At 37.3% G+C, this 22,930-nt stretch carries 21 protein-coding genes; 10 read left to right on the forward strand and 11 right to left on the reverse strand.

The genetic code is table 11. The features are described from left to right. The first annotated feature begins 42 nt into the window (after positions 1 to 42). The 3 genes from GUB10_RS02985 to GUB10_RS02995 all read left to right on the forward strand — a co-directional run bounded on the left by GUB10_RS02985 (position 43) and on the right by GUB10_RS02995 (position 3,631). Positions 43 to 1,476, forward strand: coding sequence for an L-serine ammonia-lyase (locus GUB10_RS02985; protein WP_193709954.1), 1,434 nt, complete (start codon positions 43 to 45; stop codon positions 1,474 to 1,476). 272 nt (positions 1,477 to 1,748) lie between these two features. Then, complete coding sequence (locus tag GUB10_RS02990; protein ID WP_193709955.1) at positions 1,749 to 2,369, forward strand: type II CAAX prenyl endopeptidase Rce1 family protein; 621 nt, start codon at positions 1,749 to 1,751, stop codon at positions 2,367 to 2,369. A gap of 233 nt (positions 2,370 to 2,602) precedes the next feature. Then, positions 2,603 to 3,631: a formylglycine-generating enzyme family protein gene (locus GUB10_RS02995; RefSeq protein ID WP_193709956.1), complete on the forward strand. Its 1,029-nt coding sequence runs from the start codon at positions 2,603 to 2,605 to the stop codon at positions 3,629 to 3,631. 55 nt (positions 3,632 to 3,686) lie between these two features. Here the strand turns inward: GUB10_RS02995 and GUB10_RS03000 are convergent, their stop codons facing one another. Beyond that, complete coding sequence (locus tag GUB10_RS03000) at positions 3,687 to 4,142, reverse strand: nuclear transport factor 2 family protein (RefSeq protein ID WP_193709957.1); 456 nt, start codon at positions 4,140 to 4,142, stop codon at positions 3,687 to 3,689. A 63-nt stretch (positions 4,143 to 4,205) separates the two neighbouring features. Here GUB10_RS03000 and GUB10_RS03005 point away from each other — a divergent pair, with 63 nt between their 5' ends. From GUB10_RS03005 to GUB10_RS03015, 3 genes are read left to right on the forward strand one after another with little or no spacing between them, the layout of a single operon-like run. After that, the gene (locus GUB10_RS03005) at positions 4,206 to 5,324 is read left to right on the forward strand and encodes a glycoside hydrolase family 18 protein (protein WP_193709958.1); all 1,119 of its coding nucleotides are present in this window, start codon (positions 4,206 to 4,208) and stop codon (positions 5,322 to 5,324) included. A 60-nt stretch (positions 5,325 to 5,384) separates the two neighbouring features. Beyond that, positions 5,385 to 6,203, forward strand: a complete 819-nt coding sequence (panB, locus tag GUB10_RS03010) for a 3-methyl-2-oxobutanoate hydroxymethyltransferase (RefSeq protein WP_193709959.1) — start codon at positions 5,385 to 5,387, stop codon at positions 6,201 to 6,203. A gap of 51 nt (positions 6,204 to 6,254) precedes the next feature. Next, entirely contained in the window at positions 6,255 to 6,953 is a 699-nt protein-coding gene (locus tag GUB10_RS03015; protein ID WP_227740287.1) for an RluA family pseudouridine synthase, read from the forward strand. 67 nt (positions 6,954 to 7,020) lie between these two features. Here GUB10_RS03015 and GUB10_RS03020 read toward each other — a convergent pair whose 3' ends face one another. Further along, on the reverse strand, positions 7,021 to 8,565 hold the full coding sequence (locus GUB10_RS03020; protein ID WP_193709960.1) for a hypothetical protein: 1,545 nt from the start codon (positions 8,563 to 8,565) through the stop codon (positions 7,021 to 7,023). A 147-nt stretch (positions 8,566 to 8,712) separates the two neighbouring features. Between GUB10_RS03020 and GUB10_RS03025 the strand changes: the two genes are divergently transcribed. From GUB10_RS03025 to leuB, 4 genes are all read left to right on the forward strand, one after another. Then, positions 8,713 to 9,885: a 2-isopropylmalate synthase gene (locus tag GUB10_RS03025; RefSeq protein WP_193709961.1), complete on the forward strand. Its 1,173-nt coding sequence runs from the start codon at positions 8,713 to 8,715 to the stop codon at positions 9,883 to 9,885. Positions 9,886 to 10,006: 121 nt separating this feature from the next. Further along, on the forward strand, positions 10,007 to 11,389 hold the full coding sequence (gene leuC / locus GUB10_RS03030) for a 3-isopropylmalate dehydratase large subunit (protein ID WP_193709962.1): 1,383 nt from the start codon (positions 10,007 to 10,009) through the stop codon (positions 11,387 to 11,389). A gap of 4 nt (positions 11,390 to 11,393) precedes the next feature. Beyond that, entirely contained in the window at positions 11,394 to 12,008 is a 615-nt protein-coding gene (leuD, locus tag GUB10_RS03035) for a 3-isopropylmalate dehydratase small subunit (protein WP_193709963.1), read from the forward strand. A gap of 151 nt (positions 12,009 to 12,159) precedes the next feature. Beyond that, positions 12,160 to 13,275, forward strand: coding sequence for a 3-isopropylmalate dehydrogenase (gene leuB / locus GUB10_RS03040; RefSeq protein WP_193709964.1), 1,116 nt, complete (start codon positions 12,160 to 12,162; stop codon positions 13,273 to 13,275). 199 nt (positions 13,276 to 13,474) lie between these two features. On the opposite strand, the gene argH is transcribed toward leuB, so the two are convergent. The 9 genes from argH to GUB10_RS03085 form a co-directional block, all read right to left on the reverse strand. After that, the gene (argH, locus tag GUB10_RS03045) at positions 13,475 to 14,752 is read right to left on the reverse strand and encodes an argininosuccinate lyase (protein WP_193709965.1); all 1,278 of its coding nucleotides are present in this window, start codon (positions 14,750 to 14,752) and stop codon (positions 13,475 to 13,477) included. Positions 14,753 to 14,916: 164 nt separating this feature from the next. Then, a complete protein-coding gene (locus tag GUB10_RS03050) occupies positions 14,917 to 15,987 on the reverse strand; it encodes a M20 family metallo-hydrolase (protein ID WP_193709966.1) in 1,071 nt (356 codons plus the stop codon). Continuing rightward, positions 15,987 to 16,766, reverse strand: coding sequence for an acetylglutamate kinase (gene argB / locus GUB10_RS03055; protein WP_193709967.1), 780 nt, complete (start codon positions 16,764 to 16,766; stop codon positions 15,987 to 15,989). Before argB ends, GUB10_RS03050 begins: the two co-directional genes overlap by 1 nt. A gap of 47 nt (positions 16,767 to 16,813) precedes the next feature. Further along, on the reverse strand, positions 16,814 to 17,782 hold the full coding sequence (locus GUB10_RS03060) for an N-acetylornithine carbamoyltransferase (protein WP_193709968.1): 969 nt from the start codon (positions 17,780 to 17,782) through the stop codon (positions 16,814 to 16,816). Between the two features lie 151 nt (positions 17,783 to 17,933). Further along, positions 17,934 to 19,061 carry an aspartate aminotransferase family protein gene (locus GUB10_RS03065; RefSeq protein ID WP_193709969.1) on the reverse strand — a complete coding sequence of 376 codons (1,128 nt, stop codon included), beginning with the start codon at positions 19,059 to 19,061 and terminating at the stop codon, positions 17,934 to 17,936. 2 nt (positions 19,062 to 19,063) lie between these two features. Next, the gene (gene proC, locus GUB10_RS03070) at positions 19,064 to 19,858 is read right to left on the reverse strand and encodes a pyrroline-5-carboxylate reductase (RefSeq protein ID WP_193709970.1); all 795 of its coding nucleotides are present in this window, start codon (positions 19,856 to 19,858) and stop codon (positions 19,064 to 19,066) included. Between the two features lie 114 nt (positions 19,859 to 19,972). After that, on the reverse strand, positions 19,973 to 20,935 hold the full coding sequence (gene argC, locus GUB10_RS03075; protein ID WP_193709971.1) for an N-acetyl-gamma-glutamyl-phosphate reductase: 963 nt from the start codon (positions 20,933 to 20,935) through the stop codon (positions 19,973 to 19,975). Further along, positions 20,935 to 22,119: an argininosuccinate synthase gene (locus GUB10_RS03080; RefSeq protein WP_193709972.1), complete on the reverse strand. Its 1,185-nt coding sequence runs from the start codon at positions 22,117 to 22,119 to the stop codon at positions 20,935 to 20,937. The genes argC and GUB10_RS03080 overlap by 1 nt, the downstream gene beginning before the upstream one ends. Positions 22,120 to 22,235: 116 nt before the next feature. Continuing rightward, complete coding sequence (locus GUB10_RS03085; protein WP_193709973.1) at positions 22,236 to 22,871, reverse strand: GNAT family N-acetyltransferase; 636 nt, start codon at positions 22,869 to 22,871, stop codon at positions 22,236 to 22,238. Positions 22,872 to 22,930: the final 59 nt, after the last annotated feature.

Raw genomic sequence — 22,930 nt, forward strand, 5'->3', positions numbered from 1 at the left:
GTTAGCAAATCCTTACTTTTGCGGTAAAATAGGAGATTTATAATGCGGAAAATTGAATGTATTAGCGTTTTTGATATGTTGAAGGTTGGTGTAGGTCCCTCCAGTTCACATACCTTAGGTCCCTGGCGAGCTGCCCAAAGATGGATTGCAGAGTTAAAGAAAAAAAGAACTTTTGAAGAAGTTAAACATATTCACATAGATCTTTATGGCTCTCTTTCGCTTACCGGAGTGGGTCACGCTACCGATATCGCTACTATTTTAGGTCTTTGCGGACATGATCCTGTAACTATGGACATTTCTATTATTGATTCTGAAATCCAAAACATCAAAGAATCAAAGAAACTTCTACTTAATGGTGAAAAGAGCATTGATTTTAGTATCACTAACGATATAAAATTCAATAAGAAATTCCTTGAATTTCATCCTAATGGAATGACATTCCGTGCAGAACTTAAAAGCGGTAAAAAAACATCCTCATCTTTTTACTCTATTGGTGGCGGTTTCGTGGTAAAGAAAGAACGTAAAAACGCCAGTAAGAAAATGAAAAGCTTTATGGAGTTTCCATTTTCTATTGAAAAAGCTACCGAACTACTGGCCTATTGTAAATCTGAAAACAAGCCTATTTCTGATATTGTTCTTGAAAATGAAAAATCCCTTAGAAGCGAAGAAGAAATAAACGCCGGTTTAAAGCAAATTTGGGATGTAATGCTAGAATCTATGTACATTGGTTGCCATACCGAAGGTATACTACCCGGCGGCCTTAACGTAAAACGCCGCTCTTTTGAAATGCACCAACGCCTTATTGGCGAAGAAAAATATGATTCTCCTGAAGATTGGATTACCGCGATTAGAAGGACCGAAGTAAAGTTTAGGCAAATTCTTAAATGGGTTAGCTGCTTTGCCATAAGCGTTAACGAAGTAAACGCGTCTTTGGGACGTGTGGTTACCGCACCCACCAATGGTAGTGCAGGTACTGTTCCTGCAGTGATGATGTATTATATGGTGATAGAAAACCACAAAGCTACTTTTGAAGATATGAAGCGTTTTATGCTGGTAGCAGGTGAGATTGGCAGTCTGTTTAAAAAAGGAGCCACTATTTCTGCTGCTATGGGCGGTTGCCAGGCAGAGATAGGTGTATCATCGGCGATGGCGGCCGGTGGATTAACAGAACTACTGGGAGGAACCCCGGAACAAGTACTTATGGCTGCCGAAATTGCTATGGAACACCACCTGGGCCTAACCTGCGACCCTATAGCCGGTTTAGTACAGGTACCCTGTATTGAAAGAAATGCCATGGGCGCCATAAAAGCCATTAATGCGGCAGAAATAGCCCTGGAAAGCGATGCAACAAAAGCAAAAGTACCTCTGGATAAAGTGATTGAGACTATGTGGGATACCGCCAAAGATATGAATTCGAAATATAAAGAAACTTCAGAAGGCGGCCTCGCAGTTAAAGTGAATTTAAGCGATTGTTAGCCTGTTTTCGGTTGTGGGTTTTCAGTTTGGCATTTTTCGTTCGTGGTTTATTGTTTTTAAAAGTCTGCTGAGACTGTAAACTGCTTGATGAGTTCATCCTGTTCTCGCTTCACGGCATTGTGCGAAATAGAAAAGGTCTTTCAATAAAAATTTCGTGAATTTGTGGCTTAAAACAAATACAGTTTTAAATTGCAGTAATATTTAAAATAAAAATCTTGCAGTTCCCTAAAATACCACCTAAAGTCGGTAACCTGTTTCGCAATTATTGGTTGATGATAGGATCCTATTTTCTGTTTTTCTTTTTAATGGGATTCTTAAATACTTTTTTACCCGACTTAGACCTGGAAAAATATCAGCAAACCGAGTTATTTAATTTAATGAACGAAAGTCCCCTGGCTTTTGTTATTATGGCAGTGATTATTGCCCCGGTGTTGGAAGAAAGTATGTTTAGAACGCTTATTAAACCCTCTTTTACCGAAATACATATTTTCTGTTGTGCTTTGCTTGCCTTTTTCGGCTTAGGTTTTATACCCCAGGAGGCTGATTCTTTGCTAAAATATGGACTGGTAATTTTAGCGGCTATTATCATCTTTCTTTTCTTACAATCTCTTAAACCTTCACGAATCATTAGAATATTCCGTATTCTTCTATACCGATATTATAGAGTTGTATGGCTACTTACCGCAGCTCTTTTTGGTTTGGTTCACATCTGGAATTATGTTGAAGGTTGGCAATTTGATCTCATTTTATTTCTCTTAATTTTCCCAAGAATTATTGCTGGTTACTTTTTTGGAAAAATAAAAATTGAAAACAATAGCCTTATTTGGCCAATTGCCATGCACGCTATGAATAATGGTGTTGTGGTTATATTTCTTCTCCCAAAGATTTTGTAAAAGAAGTAAACTAGCTCGGGGTATTATAGCCGTTAGCGATGCCAATAGATGTTGGCAAATAAGCAGACTTAAACTCACCTCTCTGGTAATTCCAAATCTTCTCTACTCCAAGCATAAGAAAATCAAAACATTATTATCCTAAAAATAGATTTGCAATTTATTCTATAAAATTTTCGGGTCGGGTATTTTTATGCGTTTGAATTACTTCTTTATCTTTAACCAAAATTCTAAGTATGCGATTCTCTTTTAACCCAATGATCCTGGCCTTTTTAATTGGTTTGTTTTTTAGCTGTAAAAACCAGGAAGATAAAAAACCTGAAACTCACACGGCAGATCTTCAGGAAACTGAAAAATCTTATCATGAGGCGTATATGGAGGAAATTGCTGAGATTAAAGAGCGAGATTCAGTATCAACCTCAGGTATGCTTAGAATTGAAGGTGGGGAATATTTGATGGGCGGAAATTCAGACCAGGCCCGGCCAGACGAATTTCCACAACATATAGAAAAAATAGCAACACTACTGGTAGACGAAACCGAAGTAACAAATGCCCAATTTAGGAAATTCATAAACAGTACCGGTTATGTTACCACGGCTCAACGCAGTTTTGAAGTGCAAGGGCAAACTTTCCCTCCCGGAGCCCTTATTTTTAATGAAAACAACCCACAAGCCTGGTGGAAATTTAAAGAAGGGGCTAACTGGGAAAATCCTTATGGACCAGGCAGTTCTATTGAGGGAAAGGATGACCATCCCGTAGTACAGGTTTCCTGGTATGACGCCATGGCCTATGCAAAATGGGCCGGAAAAAGATTGCCAACCGAAGCCGAGTTTGAATATTTAGCGCGAGGTGGAAAAGAGGATGAAATTTATCATTGGGGAAATGACTTTAAAAAGGCTACCCAATTTGTTAACTTCCATCAGGGTAATTTTCCGGTTACCAATGAAGTTCAGGACAATTTCGAGAAAACAGCTCCGGTAAAAAGTTTTCCTCCAAATGACTTTGGACTTTATGAAATGGCAGGAAATACCTGGGAGTGGGTATTGGATACCTATTATCCAAATGCCTATTCAAAACTGGAACAGCGCACCGATGGCTACTTTAAAGAATATTATAATGCTGAACAGCAAAAAGTAATTCGCGGCGGCTCTTTTCTGTGCAGTGAATCTTATTGCACCGGCTACAGAAACGCGGCCAGAATGAGCTCTACCCCCGAATCTGGTTTAGAGCATTTAGGTTTTAGGTTAGTTAAAGATATAGAGTAAATTATTTCATGGTAAGTCCACGAGGTATAAAAATCTCGATTATCGAGTATATCCTCTATTCACAGCCTAATTTGCTGCGTGTATCTACCAGATAAATTATTTTCCACTGGCCTTTAAATTTCATTAGTTGAAAAGTATTTACGCCACAATGACTTAATTCGTCATTTACATAAAATGAATACGGAGTACTTACGTTTGCAATCACTCCATTTATATGAATTTTAAATCCATGTAGTTTTTCTCTAAACTTAGTGGTTTCTGGAATTGAGGCAATAGCCCTCAAAAAATCAGTATAATCTTCAGTAGAGAGCATTGTTTTTCCGTTAACATCTATAGCAACTGAATGCATTTTTATCTCAGGGTGCGCAAAATTCTTTAAAGCAATAGAGTCCTTTGCGTGAAAAGCACTAAAAAAGTTTTCGATTAAATTTTGAAGATTTTCTTTTTCTGAACTTTGACTATAGCCTAATTGACAGAGAAATAGAAAACTAATTAGGAAAAACTTATTCATTGGCCTATTTTTATAGAATAGCTAATTTAATATTTTAATACACTCAAGCTAATCCTTTATATTATGAAAAAAGCATTGGTGCCCTCCCTCCTATTATTTTTAGGTTTTGTTTTAAATACCTGGACTGTAAAAGCACAGGAAAAAGTTGTAGGTTATATTGTAGCCGGAAATGTTGATGATAAATTTAATGAGATTACGGCAAAAAAACTTACACATGTTAATTATGCCTTTGCTAATATTGAAAAAGGGAAAATTGTAGAAGGTAGTCCTAAAGACAATGAACGTTTAAAAAAAATTAATGGTTTAAAACAAGACAATCCCGATTTAAAAATCTTGATATCCGTAGGTGGCTGGGCTTGGTCTGGTGGCTTTTCTAAGGCTGTTGCTAATAAAATTAATCGTGAGCGTTTTGCAAATAGTGGAATTTCTTTCCTTAAAAAACATGATATAGACGGCATAGATCTAGACTGGGAATACCCGGGACAACCGGGAGCCGGAAACCTACATTCGCCGGAAGATAAACAGAACTTTACTACTATACTTAAATTGTTTAGAAAAAAACTGGATTCGCTAGGAAAAGTTAATTCCAAAAATTACTTGTTGACCATCGCAACCGCTGCAAACAAGGAGTATTTAAAACATGTTGAATTAGGTAAAATTCATCCTCATTTAGATTTTATAAATATAATGAGCTATGATTACCGGGGTGGTTGGAACAATTCTACCTCGCACCATACCAACTTATACGATTCAGAAACCGATCCTGAAACATATAAAAGAAGTACAAATACCGCTGTAAAAGAACATTTGGCAACCGGTGTTCCTTCAGAAAAGCTTGTTATTGGAGTTGCCTTTTACGGCAGGGGTTGGCACGAAACAGAGAATAAAAACGCAGGCCTGCATCAAAGAGCTTTCGGAAAATCTTTCAGCATAAATTATCGCGAAATAAAAGATAGTTTAAAAGATGGCACATACAGCCGTTTTTGGGACAAATCGGCCCGGGCACCCTATTTATGGCGCAAAGATACCGGCACTTTTATCACCTATGATGATCCCGAATCTATAAGACAAAAAGTAAATTTTATAAAAGAGCACAATCTTGGTGGTATTATGTTTTGGCAATATCACGGAGACGATGGTGAATTACTGGAAACACTTTACACTGAATTTAAAAAACAATAAAAGCAGCTTAGTGACATAAAACCGCTCGATTTTGTACTTTTACCTTCCAAAATTGAAAATATGTCTGTAGCTAAGAAAGAATACAAAAGAGTTACCACCAAGTCTTTGGTAGATATGAAAAAGAATGGCGAAAAAATCGCTATGCTTACCGCATATGATTACTCGATGGCGAAAATTGTAGATGGTGCCGGAATAGATGTAATTCTTGTGGGCGATTCTGCCAGTAATGTAATGGCGGGACACGAAACTACACTTCCTATTACTTTAGACCAAATGATCTATCACGCAACCAGTGTGGTAAGAGCTATAAATAGAGCACTTGTTGTAGTAGACCTTCCCTTTGGAAGTTACCAAAGCGACCCAAAAGAAGCCTTAAGATCGGCGATTAGAATTATGAAAGAAAGCGGTGGTCACGCCGTTAAACTTGAAGGAGGAAAAGAGATTAAAGAATCGCTAAAACGTATTCTACACGCCGGGATACCGGTAATGGGACATTTAGGCTTAACCCCCCAATCTATCTATAAGTTTGGTACTTATACGGTAAGAGCAAAAGAAGAAGCTGAAGCCGAAAAATTAAAATCTGATGCACTATTACTGGAACGCCTTGGCTGTTTTGCCATCGTTTTAGAAAAAGTACCGGCAAAACTGGCAAAAGAAGTAGCAGAAAGTATAAACATTCCTGTAATTGGTATTGGTGCCGGAAATGGCGTAGATGGCCAGGTATTGGTAATACACGACATGCTGGGAATGACCCACGAATTCAATCCAAGATTTTTAAGAAGGTATGCCGATTTACATTCAGAAATGACGAAAGCTTTTGAAGGCTATCGCGACGATGTAAAAAGCAAAAGTTTTCCATCTGATGATGAGCAATATTAATTTAAGTAGCAATACCCGGTTGAAACTCAAAGCTCTTATAACATAATTAGTTTGGAAAAAGCAATTTCGAATAAAAACAACCTACAGGTCCTTTTTGAAGACAACCATATTATTGTAGTAAATAAACGCCCCGGTGATATTGTACAAGGCGATAAAACCGGGGACAAACCGCTTAGCGAAGTGGTGAAATTGTATTTAAAGGAAAAATACAATAAACCCGGAAATGTATATTTGGGCGTAGTACATAGGCTTGACAGGCCAACTAGCGGAATTGTTCTATTTGCGAAAACCTCGAAGGCCCTACCCCGGCTCAATAAACTTTTTCAAAAGAAAGAAGCGCAAAAAACATACTGGGCCATTGTAAAAAATGCTCCTCCCAAAAAATCAGATACTTTAGTCCATTTTTTAAAGCGAAACCAAAAACAGAACAAATCTTACGCTCACATTAAAGAAGTACCCGATAGTAAAAAAGCTATTTTGGAATACAGAATAGTAAAGAAACTTGATAATTACTTCCTACTCGAAATAGATTTACATACCGGGAGACATCATCAAATTAGGAGCCAGCTTTCGGCTATTGGCAGTCCTATTAAAGGTGATTTAAAATACGGTTTTAACCGAAGCAATAAAGACGCAAGTATTCATCTACACGCCAGGGAATTAAAATTTATCCATCCGGTAAAAAAAGAAGAGGTTCATATAATAGCCCCTCCACCCCGGGAAGTGCTTTGGAATAATTGTATAGGCTAAACTGAAATCAAAATTGCTTCTTAAAATTTTTTCAACCTATTTTCAGGCTTTGTTGTCTCCAAAATAATTACCTACCTACCAAAGCTACTTTTTCAGCGATTACATCAGCTACGGGGCGGTTTTGTATTTTACTTTCCAACCACGAAATAATATCCAGGTAAAGAAATGCCCTGCGTTCATAAGGGTGATTTTCATACTCCTTTAGCTTAGCGTGCAATTTTCTAAATTCATCTTTTATTTCCAGAGGAGAGATTTCAGGCAAATTTCTTAGGAAAATTATCATTTGTTTTTGAACCTCGTGCAAATCGTTCATTTTAATCAAAAATTTATAAGTAGATTTCACCAACCTATCTAAATGATAATCCAGGCCTGCTTCATAATGAGCTACCAGGCTTAAAATACGGGCAAAGCACATTAAGTCTTCCCGCATTTCCAAAGATTTATTATTAATAATTTTATTTAGAAATTCTATACATTTTTTATTGTCACCATCCCCAAAATAAAGACAGGCTATCTTGTAGTAAAAAACCATGATGTGATGCTCATCTATACGGTCTTTATATTTTTTTATACGTTTCTGAATTTTTTCTACCAATTTATCGCCATTGGCAAAAGCTCCCTTCATAAACCGTAAATTCAATTTATTGGAATATAGATAAAGAAAGGCCAAAGCTTTAATATTATCATCGTCTGGAATCTTGGCATCTTTCAGCATACCTTCAAGATTTTTAAGCGTCTTTTCGAATAAATTAGTATGATTTAAATAAAACAAAGACTCCAACAAATAATGGTTTCCTTTTAAATAAGAAACGGGGTGAATGGGCACCAGGTGCTTCTGGTCGTTAAAAAGATCTATCCATTTCATAGAATAGCGATAGCAAGCCAGGAAATCTTGCGTAATAAAACTAAACCATAAGTGGGCTTTATAAAGCCATAATTTCTCCCTAAAACCTATGTTTTTTATTTTGTACTCGGGAAGATTCTGGTAAAAGTAGTTCCTAATACTATCTGCTTCTTCCTGGGTTCTGGCATACCCCATCTTTAAGAAAATGGCATATAACTGTAAAGATAAATTAGAAAGCTTACTGGATATTAAATTAAGCTCACTCAAACTCTCGGTTTGTTGAATTAAGCTTTCCGCCCTGTTTTCTATACTTCGAGTAATATATTGGGATTCGATAATTTTCTCTAACTCCAGGATTTCATAGGCCAGGTTTTTTTCTTCATACTCCAGTGCCTGGGTTTTTATTTTATCCAATAACTTCAGGCTTTGCTTATAAAGCCCTTTTCTATATAAGATATAGGCAAAATCAAACTGCTCCCTAATTTGAACCGGAATACTTTGGTGAGCCGGGTTCAATCTTAAACTAATAAGTATTTGCTTATATAAATGAGCTTTTACATTTGAAAGTTGTTGCTTACTAATCTTAGTTTTTAGAAGAATCTCTTTCTCGTTATATTTCTTCAATTTGGTCATCACCTTAAATAAATTCAAAAATTTACTATCGGTATTCACCCCAATTCTTCCAACATACAACGAAAACTGTCGCTTTTCCGACGGTGAAAGCGACTTAATTAAAGAAAATAAGTTATCGGTTAAATCATTAGTCATTGTAACAAAATCGTTTATAAACAACTGATTATCAGTATTATTACATTCTATTTTTTAAGTTAATTATCGTAATACCCTTATGGGCTAAGGCCTGGAGTGTTTAGTTAAGCAATACTTTAGTTAAAGATAAAGTAAAATAAATCTCTTATGAGCACAGAAAAGGTAGAAATTTTTGACACGACGTTACGAGACGGAGAGCAGGTTCCAGGTTGTAAATTAAACACAGCCCAAAAGCTAAAAATTGCCGCACGTCTCGATGAGCTGGGAGTAGATGTGATTGAGGCAGGTTTTCCTGTTTCCAGTCCCGGCGATTTTCAATCTGTTAATGAAATCTCTAAACTGGCAAAGAATGCCTCCGTTTGTGGGCTCACCCGTGCTGTAAAAAAAGATATAGAAGTTGCTGCAGAAGCTTTAAAACATGCTAAAAGACCACGTATACATACTGGAATTGGCACATCAGATTCACATATTAAGTTTAAATTCAACTCTACAAGAGAAGAAATTATTACTCGTGGTGCAGCTGCCGTAAAGCACGCTAAAAACTTTGTAGACGATGTAGAGTTTTATGCCGAAGATGCCGGAAGAACAGATAACGAATTTCTTGCTCGCGTTTGTACAGAAATGATTAAAGCCGGTGCTACTGTATTAAATATTCCCGACACCACAGGCTACTGCCTACCAGAAGAATATGGAAGAAAAATAAAATATCTAAAAGACAATGTAAAGGATATTGATAAAGTCATTATTTCATGTCATTGTCATAACGATTTAGGTCTTGCCACAGCTAATGCAATTGCAGGGGTTATGAATGGTGCCCGCCAAATAGAATGTACCATTAATGGTATTGGTGAGCGTGCAGGTAATACAGCTTTAGAAGAGGTCGTCATGATCTTAAGGCAACACCCAACTTTGAATTTAAATACCTTAATAGATCCAAAATTCCTTTTTGATACCAGTTGTATGGTTTCACAGGAAATGGGAATGATGGTTCAGCCTAACAAAGCTATTGTGGGTGCCAATGCATTTGCACACAGCTCGGGAATACATCAGGACGGTGTGATTAAAAATCGTGAGACTTACGAAATTATTGATCCTGCAGAAGTTGGAGTAACCGAGTCGGCTATCGTTTTAACCGCAAGAAGTGGACGAGCAGCTTTAGCCTACAAGGCGAAAAAAATGGGCTACGAGTTAACCAAACTTCAATTAGATGAAGTTTACACCGAATTCCTGAATTTTGCCGATGCCAGAAGATGTGTAGAGGATAATGATATTCACGAAATCATGGAAATTTCAAAAAGAAAAATAAGGGCAATAGCCTAATAAAACAGTTGTAGAACTTCAGAATAGCAGTATGCTACTTCCAGAGGCCAGCCTCGGGATATTAAGTAAAACATAAAACTTTTATGTATTCCTTATAGGGAGTTGAATTTATAAAAAACAAATGAAAAAAACTTTATTCGATAAAATTTGGGATTCCCATGTGGTAGAATCTATACCCGATGGGCCGGATATTTTATATATCGATAAACACCTAATTCACGAAGTTACAAGCCCACAAGCTTTTAACGAACTTAAAGAGCGGGATATTTCGGTTTTTAGACCGAACCAAATTGTCGCTACGGCCGATCATAATACCCCAACTGAAAACCAGCATTTACCAGTTAAAGATTTATTATCCAGAAAGCAATTAAAAGAATTAACCCAAAATTGCGAGGATAATAATATTACGTTATACGGTCTTGGGCATCCCTATAATGGTATTGTTCATGTTATGGCCCCTGAACTTGGAATTACCCAACCCGGTATGACCATGGTTTGTGGAGATAGCCATACCTCTACCCACGGTGCTTTTGGCACCATAGCTTTTGGAATTGGAACCAGCCAGGTATCACAGGTTTTTGCCAGCCAGTGTTTATTGGTGGAAAAACCTAAAAAACTTAGGGTAAATGTAAACGGTAAACTGAAAAAAGGGGTTTTACCAAAAGATGTGATCCTCTATATAATTAGCAAACTGGGTACAAATTCTGGCACCGGCTATTTTTGTGAGTATGCCGGGAATGTTTTTGAAGAAATGTCTATGGAAGGCCGTATGACGGTTTGCAACATGAGCATTGAAATGGGCGCTCGTGGTGGTCTTATTGCTCCTGATGAAACTACTTTTGAGTATGTAAAAGATAAAGAATTCGCCCCAAAAGGTGAAGAGTTTGAAGCTATAAAAGCTTATTGGGAGACACTGAAAACCGACGAAGATGCAGCGTTTGACCAGGAATATTCTTTTGATGCCGAAGATATTGAACCCATGATCACCTACGGAACAAATCCGGGGATGGGTATTAAAATTACCGGATCTATCCCAATGGAAGGTGGTAAAAGCGATGCCAAAGCCCTGGCTTATATGGGCTTTAAACCTGGAGAAACTTTACTTGAAAAACCTATTAACTGGATTTTTATTGGAAGTTGTACCAATTCAAGGATTGAAGATTTTAGAGCAGCAGCAGCCTATATAAAAGGCAAGCAAAAAGCCGAAAATGTAAACGCATTAATTGTACCCGGTTCCCGCCAGGTGGCGGCCCAAATTGAAGCTGAAGGCCTACGCGAAGTATTTGAAAACGCCGGTTTCACCTTAAGACAACCGGGGTGTTCAGCCTGCCTGGCCATGAACGATGATAAAATACCAGCCGGAGAATACTGTGTCTCTACCAGTAATAGAAATTTTGAAGGAAGACAGGGACAGGGTTCCAGAACTATATTAGCAAGTCCGTTAACAGCCGCTGCAACCGCAGTTTCTGGTAAAATAACCGACTTCACAAAAAATTTAAATTAATTAAATGGAAAAGTTTATCACATTAACCGATACGGCGGTTCCTTTAGAAATAGAAAACGTAGATACCGACCAGATAATCCCTGCCAGGTTCCTTAAAGCCACCGATAAATCTGGTTTTGGAAAAAACCTGTTTCGTGACTGGCGTTTTGATAAAAACGATGAGCCAAATCCCGAGTTTGCTTTAAACAAACCAGAATATAAAGGTGCCATCCTGGTTGCAGGAGATAATTTTGGTTGTGGATCCAGCCGTGAGCATGCCGCCTGGGCCATAAAAGCGTACGGATTTAAAGTAGTTGTCTCCAGTTATTTTGCCGATATTTTTAAAGGAAATGCCTTGAATAATGGCCTGCTTCCGGTACAGGTAAGCCCTGAATTTTTAGAAATTCTTTTTACTGAAATAACCAAAGACCCTTCGGTAGAAATTAAGGTAGACCTGGAAGCGCAGAAAATTGAAATTACAAAGAAAAATATATCTGAAAGCTTTGACATTGATACCTATAAAAAAACCTGTTTAATCAATGGGTTTGATGATATAGATTTTCTGGTAAGCAAATTAGACGCCATAAAAGAATTTGAAAATAAGAAAGCGCAAAAATTACAAACGACTAAATCCTTGTAAGTTGGAATTGTTTTCGTCAAGCTGAACTTATTTCAGCTTCTAACGTGATAAAACAAACAAAAAAAGAACTTAGATCCTGAAAATAAATTCAGGGTGACGCAATCAAAAGCTTTCTGAAAATATTAAAAATAACCACACATATTACAAAAAAATGAAATTAAAAATAGCAGTTTTACCCGGAGACGGTATAGGTCCCGAAATCACACAGCAATCGGTTAAAATTTTAAAAGCTGTAGCAGATCGTTTCGATCACCAATTTGAATTTGAAGATGCCCTGGTAGGGGCAACAGCTATAGATTTGCTGGATAACCCGTTGCCTGAAGCTACCCTTGATTTGTGTAAGAAATCTGATGCTGTGTTATTTGGGGCTATTGGCCATCCAAAATACGACAATAACCCCGATGCAAAGGTAAGACCGGAGCAAGGGCTACTAAAACTAAGAAAAGGACTGGGGCTTTATGCCAATATTAGACCGGTTAAGGCCTACGATAAACTAGTTGAACAATCTCCATTAAAAGCCGATCGTATTGCCGGTGCCAATATGGTTATTTACCGGGAGCTTACCGGTGGCATCTACTTTGGCGATAAATTTACTGCCGAAGATGGGCAAAGCGCTACAGATGTTTGTTCCTATTCAGTAGAAGAAATCTCTAGAATGGCACACCTGGCTTTTAAAGCTGCTCAACAACGCTCTAAGAAACTAACGCTTGTAGACAAAGCCAATGTATTGGAAACCTCAAGGCTATGGCGAAAAACAGTAGCTAAAATTGGCGAAGAGTATCCCGATGTGAACCTGGATTTTCTTTTTATAGACAATGCCGCGATGCAAATGATTTTAAATCCAACTCAGTTTGACGTGATTTTAACCGAAAATATGTTTGGAGATATCTTATCAGATGAAGCTAGTGTAATTGGTGGAAGTATTGGTTTACTGGCCTCGGCATCTGTAGGTAAGGAAAATGCAATGTTTGAACCTATTCACGGTTCCTATCCGCAAGCAACAGGTAAAGGAATTGCTAACCCTGTGGCTTCTATTTTATCGGCAGCCTTATTACTGGAACATTTTGGGTTAATTGAAGAAGCTGAAGCCGTTAGAAAAGCTGTAGAACTAAGTATTAAATTGAATGTTTGTACTATAGACATTAATAAAGATAACCATTATACCACCGAAAAAGTGGGCGATTTCCTGGAAGGGCTTATTAGTGAAATTGATAATATTAATATCAATAACGAAAACCTAAACCTGGGACAAATGACCATCATTTAAGATTTTTTTTCTTCATTCATTTATGTTTTGAACCCTTCGCATTTCGTGTGGTTTTGCGGAGGGTTTTTTAGTGAAGCTAATTTTTTCGAGAATTAAAAATCCTCTATAAATCTTAGATGAATAAACCCCGATGAAAATCGGGGTTTTATATTTATTTTTTATGCATTAAAATTCGGAAGGTATACAACTCTTTATCCTCCTATACCTCGTCCTTCTTTTTCTTAATCTCTTCTAAAGCCAAATTATCCTTACTTCCCAAATGCGAATGTTTCTTGCCTTCAACAGCCTTATAGGTTCCATCCTGAACCTCCCCGCCAATTACCTGGTAAGCTTCTCTAAAAGATTTTCCTTGCATCACCAGGTCATTAATACTATCTACTGTAAATAAGTACTTATATTTTTCATCTTGCAAATCAATATCTTTCACCTTAACTAGCGCGATAGAATGAATAAAAATATCCAGCACCTCTTTAATATTTTCAACAGCATACATACTGTTTTCCTTAATTAACTGGTAGTCTCTATGGTAACCACTGGGAAGGTTGTTTGTTATTAAAATCATTTCATTGGCGATACTCTGTAGTTTATTACATTTCCCACGAATAAGTTCAAAAACATCGGGATTCTTCTTATGAGGCATAATACTGGAGCCTGTGGTGAGTTCATCGGGAAAACTTATAAAATCAAAATTCTGACTCATATACAGGCAAATATCCATCGCAAAACGAGCTAAGGTATTAGCGACCGATGAAATATTAGCAGTTACCGTTCGTTCGCATTTTCCGCGACCCAATTGTGCGGCCACTACATTATATTTTAAGGTTGAAAAGCCCAATTCTTTGGTGGTAAAATCACGATCTATAGGAAAAGAAGAACCATAACCGGCTGCAGATCCCAAAGGGTTTTGATCTACAACCTTTAAACCGGCTTCCATTAAATAAAGATCGTCTATAAGCAACTCGGCATAAGCTGAAAACCATAAACCAAAACTTGAGGGCATGGCCACCTGCAAATGCGTATACCCGGGTAACAATTTTTCCTGATGTGTGTCTGCAAGGCCTAAAAGAACATCTATCAATTGCTTTGTTTTAGCCGAAATCTCCAACAGGTTTTCTTTAAAGTATAACTGCATAGCTACCAAAACCTGATCATTTCTAGAACGGGCGGTATGAATTTTCTTCCCGGTATCTCCCAGTACTTTTGTAAGTTCGAACTCGATTTTAGAATGTACATCTTCAAAATCTTCTTCAATCTGAAAAGTTCCATTTTCAAATTGTTGTTGAAGTTTATCTAATTCTATTTCTATAGCCGCCACTTCTTCTGAAGTTAAAATTCCTACTTCGCCCAACATTTTGGCATGTGCCTTTGAAGCTAGCAAATCGTATTCAACAAGGTGCATGTCCAGCTCGCGGTCATTTCCCACCGTAAACTTTTCAATCTTTTTATCTATTGATATTCCTTTATCCCAGAGTTTCATAGAATTTATTTTAAGTTAAAATTAATTACAAACGTCATTCTCCATTTATTTCAGAATCTAAGTTGTTACATACCTGGAACGTATTAGAAGCTGAAACAAGCCCGCCTGACCGGACGGGCAGGTTCAGCTTGACGTAAATTTTTCTATCAGTCTACTTATAGTCTTTATATTCTCAACGCTTTTTCCAATAACGTAATATACTTTTCAATCCCTTCTTCTATTTCCTTAACATAAATAAATTCATCGGCTGAATGTGACCTGGTAGAATCACCCGGCCCCAATTTTAAAGACGGGCAACTTAACATAGCCTGGTCTGAAAGGGTGGGCGAACCGTAAGTTTCCATTCCTAAGGCTATCCCGGCTTTTACCAATTCGTGATTTTTAGGAATAAATGATGAATTTAACCTAAGCGAACGTGCCTTAATTTCATCTACCGGAGCCTGCTTTTGCAAAATCTCCTCTATTTCCGCGTTAGAATAGGCGTCATTTACCCGAACATCAATCACTAAATCTACGTGACCCGGTACCACATTATGTTGGCTCCCGGCATTGATTTGGGTTACGGTGAGCTTCACTTCTCCCAATGCTTCAGATGCTTTTGGAAACTTAAATGCCTCAAACCATTTTAAAACATCTGCGGTTTTATAAATAGAATTATCATCGTTGGGATGTGCCGCGTGAGATGGAGTTCCTTTTACCTTAGCATCAAAAACAACAAGGCCTTTTTCAGCAATGGCCAGTTGCATTAAGGTAGGCTCCCCAACAATAGCTACATCAATTTTCGGCATTTTTGGTAATAAACTGGCAATACCATTTTTACCATTTATTTCTTCCTCCCCTGTTCCTGCAAAAACCAAATTATAATCCAGGTCTTTAGCTTCATAAAACCAGGTAAATGTTGCAAGTAAGGATACAAGACAGCCACCGGCATCATTACTTCCCAATCCATATAGTTTCCCATCTTCAATGCTAGCCTTAAATGGATCTCTGGTATAAGCAGAATTTGGTTTTACCGTATCGTGATGCGAATTAAGTAACAGGTTAGGTTTAGCTGAATCGAAATATTTATTGGTTGCCCAAACATTGTTTAAATCTCTCGTGAAAGGTATCCCTTTCCCCTTAAACCAGGCTTCCAGCAATTCAGCGGTTTTATCTTCTTCTTTTGAGAAAGATTGTGTTTCAATAAGGTTTTGCAACAAGCCCAGGGCTTCTTTTTGTAGTTCTTCAAGCTTCATTACTTACTTATTTTAGTGTATTTAGATTCCTTTTTTAGCAACTGAAAATCACCCAAAAATATTTGCTTAACACCATGATCTAATGCCTGAAAACAGTTATGCAATTTTGGTAACATGCCATCACTTATTACTTTGTCCGATAACAACTCCTCATATTTTTCGCGATTAATTTCGCCAATTACAGAATCATCATTTTTCGCGTCGGCTAAAACGCCTTTTTTCTCAAAACAGAAATAGAGTTCGGTTTCATAAATTGAACTCATTGCCTGGGTAATCTCAGCGGCAACAGAATCTCCATTGGTATTTAACAATAATCCTTCTTCAGTACAGGAAATGGCCGAAAAAACAGGTGTGATATTTTGCGCTAAAATGGAGTCTATAAAATTAGCGTTTACCTTCTTCACATCACCTACAAATCCAAAATCAACCTCCTTAATGGGGCGTTTTTCAGAAATAATACTCAATCCGTCTGCTCCGCAAAGTCCTATAGCGTTATTTTGAAGCCCCTGTAATTTAGCAACAATATCTTTGTTGATAAGACCTCCATAGACCATAGTAATTACTTTAATAGAATTGGCATCGGTAATTCTTCTTCCTTCAAACATTTGGGTTTTATAGCCTAGTTTACCCGCCATCTCAGTGGCCAGGTTTCCACCGCCATGCACAAGGATTTTTGGACCTTCTAAAGCAACAAAATCCTTTAGAAACTCAGTGAATTTCGCTTCATTTTCAATAAGTTTACCGCCAATCTTTACTACTTTTAGAACCTTTTTTTTCATACTTTGTTAATATTGTAGAATCGAGTGCTTCTTAAACCAGGCACGCGTTATACATTTTTTCCTAAATCTTTTACTTTTTCTTCTAAAATCTTTTTTAAGACGGCTTGTGCAGCAAAGGTTCTATTTCCGGCCTGTTGAATCACTACCGAATTTTCTGAATCCAACACCTCATCGGCAATGACCATGTTTCTTCTTACCGGTAGGCAATGCATTACCCTTGCGTTATTGGTTAATTTTAATTTTTCGGCAGAAAAAGTCCAGTTTCGATCTTCATTTAACTTTTCTCCATAAGTATCATAACTGCTCCAATTCTTCACATACACAAAATCGGCATCTTTTAATGCCTCTTCCTGGTTGTGGATAACAGGGACGTTTTTAGTGATTGCAGGATTAAGATCATAACCTTCGGGATTAGTGATTACAAATTCGGCGTCCAGTTTTTGAACAACTTCAGCAAAAGAATTTGGTACACTCTGGGGTAAAGCCTTTGGGTGCGGTGCCCAGCTAAGTACAATTTTTGGTTTATCTTTTTTGTTTAATTCTGAAATAGTAATCGCATCGGCAAGTGCCTGAAGCGGGTGACCTGTAGCACTTTCCAGATTTACTACCGGTACTGAAGCATATTTTTTAAAACTGTTTAAAACTATCTCAGCTTCGTCTTTCTCTTTATCTTTTAGATCGGGAAACGCCCTTACTGCAATAATATCGCAATACTGAGATAATACTGCGGCAGCTTCTTTAATATGTTCTGCTTTATCGGCATCCATAACCGCTCCATCTCCAAACTCAAGCTTCCAGCTATCGCTCCCTGCATTCATTACCATAACATCCATTCCCAGTAATTTCCCTGCCTTTTCTGTACTTAAACGCGTACGCAAACTAGGATTAAAGAATAACATCCCCAGGGTTTTTCCTTTCCCTATTTCTAAGGCAGAAGTAGCTTTTTTAAGCTCCAGGGCTTCGGTAACCAAGCCTTGTAAATCTTGTATATCTGATAATTCTGTATAATTCTTCATGGTATTTTCTTTCTTTTGAAACAATCTTAAAACTTTGAAAAACTAAGTTATTAAAAGCTGAATCAAATTCAGCTTGACGACTTTTTAGAGAATGCTTCTTTTACTATTGAAATTAATTTAAACCTAAGCTTTTTTAAAACTTCAAAACCGTTCAATCTAAAGCAATCTTTAAAGCTTTAAAAAACGTATCAAAGTGTTGTTTTTGAAGGTTTAATGGTGGTAAAATTCGCAGTAGATTTTTATTAGCAGCAGCACCGGTAAAAATTTGATGTTTATACAACAAGTCTTTTCTTAACTGGGCGATGGGAAAATCGAATTCCAGGCCAATCATTAAACCACGTCCTTTTACTTTTTTTATTTGAGATATTTCTGAGGCTTTTTCCTCAACATATTTAAATAGCCCGGCAGCATTTTCTACCAGATTGTCCTTTTCAATAATTTCCAGAACCGAAATTCCGGCGGCACAAGCCAGGTGATTTCCACCAAAAGTTGTTCCCAGCATCCCGGTTTTTGCTTCAATGGCCTTATCAATCAAAACTCCACCAATAGGAAAACCATTGCCCATACCTTTGGCTATAGATATTATATCGGGCCGAATACCGTGTTTTTGATAAGCAAAAAAGTCTCCCGTCCTTCCATAACCAGACTGTACTTCGTCTGCAATGATGGCTGATTGATACTGCTTACATAATTCAGCTATCTTTTTATAAAATGCCGAGCTAGCTTCATCCAGGCCTCCCACTCCCTGTATCACTTCAAAAATTACCGCGGCAACATCTCCTTTTTTCAATTCTTCCTCAAGTGTTTCGGTATCTTCAAGAGCAAGCTTTGTAGCCTTGTGATTTTGGTTAAAAGGTGCTTTAATATTATCATTATCGGTTACTGCAACCACACCGGAAGTTCTTCCGTGAAAAGCGTTATCAAAGTAAATAACCCGATCTTTACCTGTATAAAAAGAAGCTACTTTTAATGCATTTTCATTGGCTTCGGCCCCAGAATTACATAAAAATAAATTATAGTCTTTTATTCCTGAAACTTTTTCCAACTTATTAGCAAGTTCTTGTTGTAAAGGGTTTTTAATCGAGTTTGAGTAAAATCCAAGTTGAGCTACTTGATTGGTAATAGAGTTTACATAAGCCGGGTGGGAATGCCCAATAGAAATTACCGCATGCCCCCCATAAAGATCTAAATATTTATTTCCTTCTTTATCAAAAACATAAGCGCCCTTTCCTTTCACTGGGGTAATATCATAAAGCGGATAAACATCAAATAATTGCATAGTTAATTGGTTGTAATAGTGTTTATTTTTTTAAATGAGGATTGGATTCCTTTAATTAGAGAAGAACTCAAGCCATTATGTTCCATTTCGTTTAAGCCTTCTATTGTGCAGCCCCGCGGCGTGGTTACTTTATCAATTTCCTCTTCGGGATGTTTACCAGACTCTATAAGCAAGCTGGAAGCTCCCAAACAGGTTTGCATCGCTAATTGCTGTGCATCTTTAGCGTCAAAGCCCAATTGCACGGCCCCTTGCGTGGTGGCACGTATTAACCGCATCCAAAATGCAATTCCACTTGCACAAATTACCGTAGCTGCCTGCATTTTGTTTTCTGGGATAATGATACTGCTACCCAAACGATTAAATATTGCTTCTGCAATAGCGATACGTTTCTCTCCCTTTTTGTTACTACAAAGGCAGGTCATGGATTTTCCAACAGCAATAGCCGTATTGGGCATAGCCCTTACAATAAATTGCTCCTCCCCCACTATGGCTTCCATCGCAGGAATTTTAAACCCTGTTACGGTAGAAATAAGTACGTGCTTATCGGAAAGATCGTCCTTAATCTCTTCCAGAATCCCACCCATTTGTGTAGGTTGTACGGCAAAGATTAAAATATCTGAATTTTGAACTGCTTCCCTGTTATTAGCTGTTACCTTTAGCTTCGCATATTCTTCATAATCCTGAATATCTTCTGCTTTTCTTTTGGTTAAATACAAACTGGTGAAGGCATTGCTCACAATAAGGCCTTTCGCGATAGAAAGTCCTAAATTACCGGCTCCTATAATGGCTATTTTCATAATTCTTGGTTTTAGTTGGCTGGGCTTGTTATAAATTCACTACTATTCTTTTTTAATAGTTTTTATTAGTTAATGGTATTATGATTCGGACTTTTACCTGGAGGTAATTTTTTGTTAAAAATAAGTGGCCTTTAGTTTTAGTCCTAAGCTTTCTTCAAATCCAAACATCAAATTCATATTCTGAACTGCCTGTCCTGAAGCTCCTTTTAACAAATTATCAATAATACTGGTAATCAAAAACTTATCACCAAATTTCTGTAATTTCAATAAACATTTATTGGTATTTACTACTTGTTTTAGATGCAATGCCTCCTCAACCAAAAATGTAAACGCCGAATCTTTATAAGCTTCGGTGAAAATAGCTTTGGCTTCTTCTAAACTTCCATCAAACTTTGTATAAGCCGTGACGTGGATTCCTCTTGAGAAATTTCCCCTATTTGGAATAAAATTCAATTCTGGTAACTTATTGTCCTGAAGTTTTTTTAAACTCTGCCCTATCTCGTTTAAGTGCTGATGTTCAAAAGCTTTGTAACTGGAAAAATTATTATCCCTCCAGGTAAAATGTGTAGTGGCAGAAAGGGAGGTTCCTGCACCGGTTGCCCCGGTAACCGCGTTAATATGAACATCGTTTTGTAGCAGCCCCGCTTTTGCCAAAGGTAAAATAGCTAAGCTAATAGCTGTAGCAAAGCAACCGGGATTGGCTATAAAGTTGGCGTTTTTAATCTTCTCCTTATTGAACTCAGGTAAACCGTAAACAAACTCGTGCTCACCATCCATCCTATAATCGGTACTTAAATCTATGATTTTGGTATTTTCTGAAAACTGGTTTTCAGCAAGAAATTTCACTGAATTTCCATGTCCCAAACATAAAAAAACCACATCTGTATTTTTATTGATTTCACCGCTAAATTCCAAATCGGTTTCCCCCAGTAAATCCTGGTGTATTCCAGCAACCGGTTTTCCCGGTTGCGAAGTGCTATAAACAAAATCCAGTTCCACCTCCGGATGATGTATTAAAATCCTGATAAGTTCTCCTGCCGTATATCCGGCACCACCTATTATTCCTGCTTTTATCATTATTCTCCTTTTACATGTTGATAAACCTTACCGGCATTAGATAAAATTTTTATAAAGCCTTTAGCATCATTTGCCGTCCAGGCCTTATTTTCCTCTCCATAATTTCCAAAGCTTGAATTCATTAAATCGTTTTTAGATTTAATTCCATCAAGTGTAAATCTATACGGATGTAGGCTTACAAAAACTTCCCCGCTAACCTGTTTCTGTGAACTTTCTAAAAAAGCTTCTAAATCTCTCATTACAGGGTCTAAATATTGGCCTTCGTGCAAATGTGTCCCGTACCAATTGGCTAAATAATCTTTATGTTGTAACTGCCATTTGCTAAGGCAATGTTTTTCTAGCAAATGATGTGCTTTAATGGTAATTTGTGCGGCAGCAGCCTCAAAACCAACCCTTCCTTTAATTCCAATTATAGTATCCCCAACATGGATATCCCTTCCTATGGCATATTTTGAAGCTATATTTTCAAGAATTTCAATATTTTTTTCTGGCGAATTCTCTTCTCCATTTATTGCTGAGAGTTCACCCTTTGTAAAACTCAAACTAATTTGTTTGGACGCTTTTTCCTGAAGTTGTGAAGGGTAAGCCAACTCGGGTAAAGGTTTTTCTGAAGTTAAAGTCTCTTCTCCTCCTACACTGGTTCCCCAAAGACCTTTATTAACCGAATATTTTGATTTCTCCCAACTCATATCCACTCCATTTTCCTGTAAATAGGCAATCTCTTCCTGGCGACTTAGTTGTTTATCCCTAATAGGTGTAATAATTTCAATTTCGGGAGCTATAATTTGAAAAATCATATCAAACCTCACCTGGTCATTTCCAGCTCCTGTACTACCGTGTGCTATATATTTTGCATCAATACTTTTGGCATAATTTACAATTTCTATAGCCTGTACAATCCTTTCGGCACTTACCGAAAGTGGGTACGTATTGTTTTTTAAAACATTTCCAAAAATCAGGTACTTTACCACTTTCTGATAGAATGAGGAAACAGCATCTATATTCTTATAGGTTTTTGCCCCTATTTTTTGCGCATTTTCCCCAATTTTCTTAACTTCTTCTTCTGAAAAACCTCCGGTATTCACACTCACCGCATGAACCTCGAAATTTTCTTCTTTAGACAAATATTTTGCGCAATAAGAAGTATCTAAGCCTCCACTATATGCAATAACTACTTTCTTCATTTTTATTTAATTTTTTAAAACGCCAAACTGAAATTGTTTCAGGATCTAACTAATTTAGAAGATGACTTCTCGACTCCGCTCGAAGTGACACGCTCAGGTTGACGATAAGTTTAATTTTAATTCTCGTTTTTCTCCTTTTTATAAAACAAGGTTTGTTTAATATTCTTCAGCCTTTTAAAGGCTTTCTTATTTAAGCTTTCTTTTTTCTGATTTTTTTGGAGCTCTTTTTTTCTTTCAGGATCGTACATCATTCCTGTACAAAGACACATATTTCGCTCTGTTCTGGTAAGGATATCGTAATTTTTACAGGTTTGACAACCTTTCCAAAACGAATCATCGTCGGTTAATTCAGAAAAAGTTACGGGCTGGTACCCCAGTTCATAATTTATTTTCATCACGGCCAGACCGGTAGTAATCCCGAAGATCTTTGCATTGGGATACAACTTTCTCGAATGGTCAAAGACCACTTCTTTTATTCTTTTGGCCAGTCCCTGGTTCCTAAAATTAGGGTGTACAATAAGGCCCGAGTTTGCCACATACCTGTCGTGACTCCAGGTTTCAATATAGCAGAAACCGGCAAATTCTTCACCTTCTAAGGCAATAACCGCGTTTCCCTTTTCCATTTTCCCAATGATATATTCAGGGGTTCTACGGGCAATACCTGTACCTCTAACTTTGGCAGATTCTTCTATAGTTGTACAAATAATCTCAGCATATTGAGCATGAGATTTATTAGCAATGATTATCTTCATTTGCTAAGAAATTAGTGAGAAAATAAATTTAATTTGGTCTTTTTGAGAGGGGAACCGGA

This window comes from Salegentibacter sp. BLCTC (genome assembly GCF_015143665.1).
Taxonomy (GTDB): Bacteria; Bacteroidota; Bacteroidia; order Flavobacteriales; family Flavobacteriaceae; genus Salegentibacter; species Salegentibacter maritimus.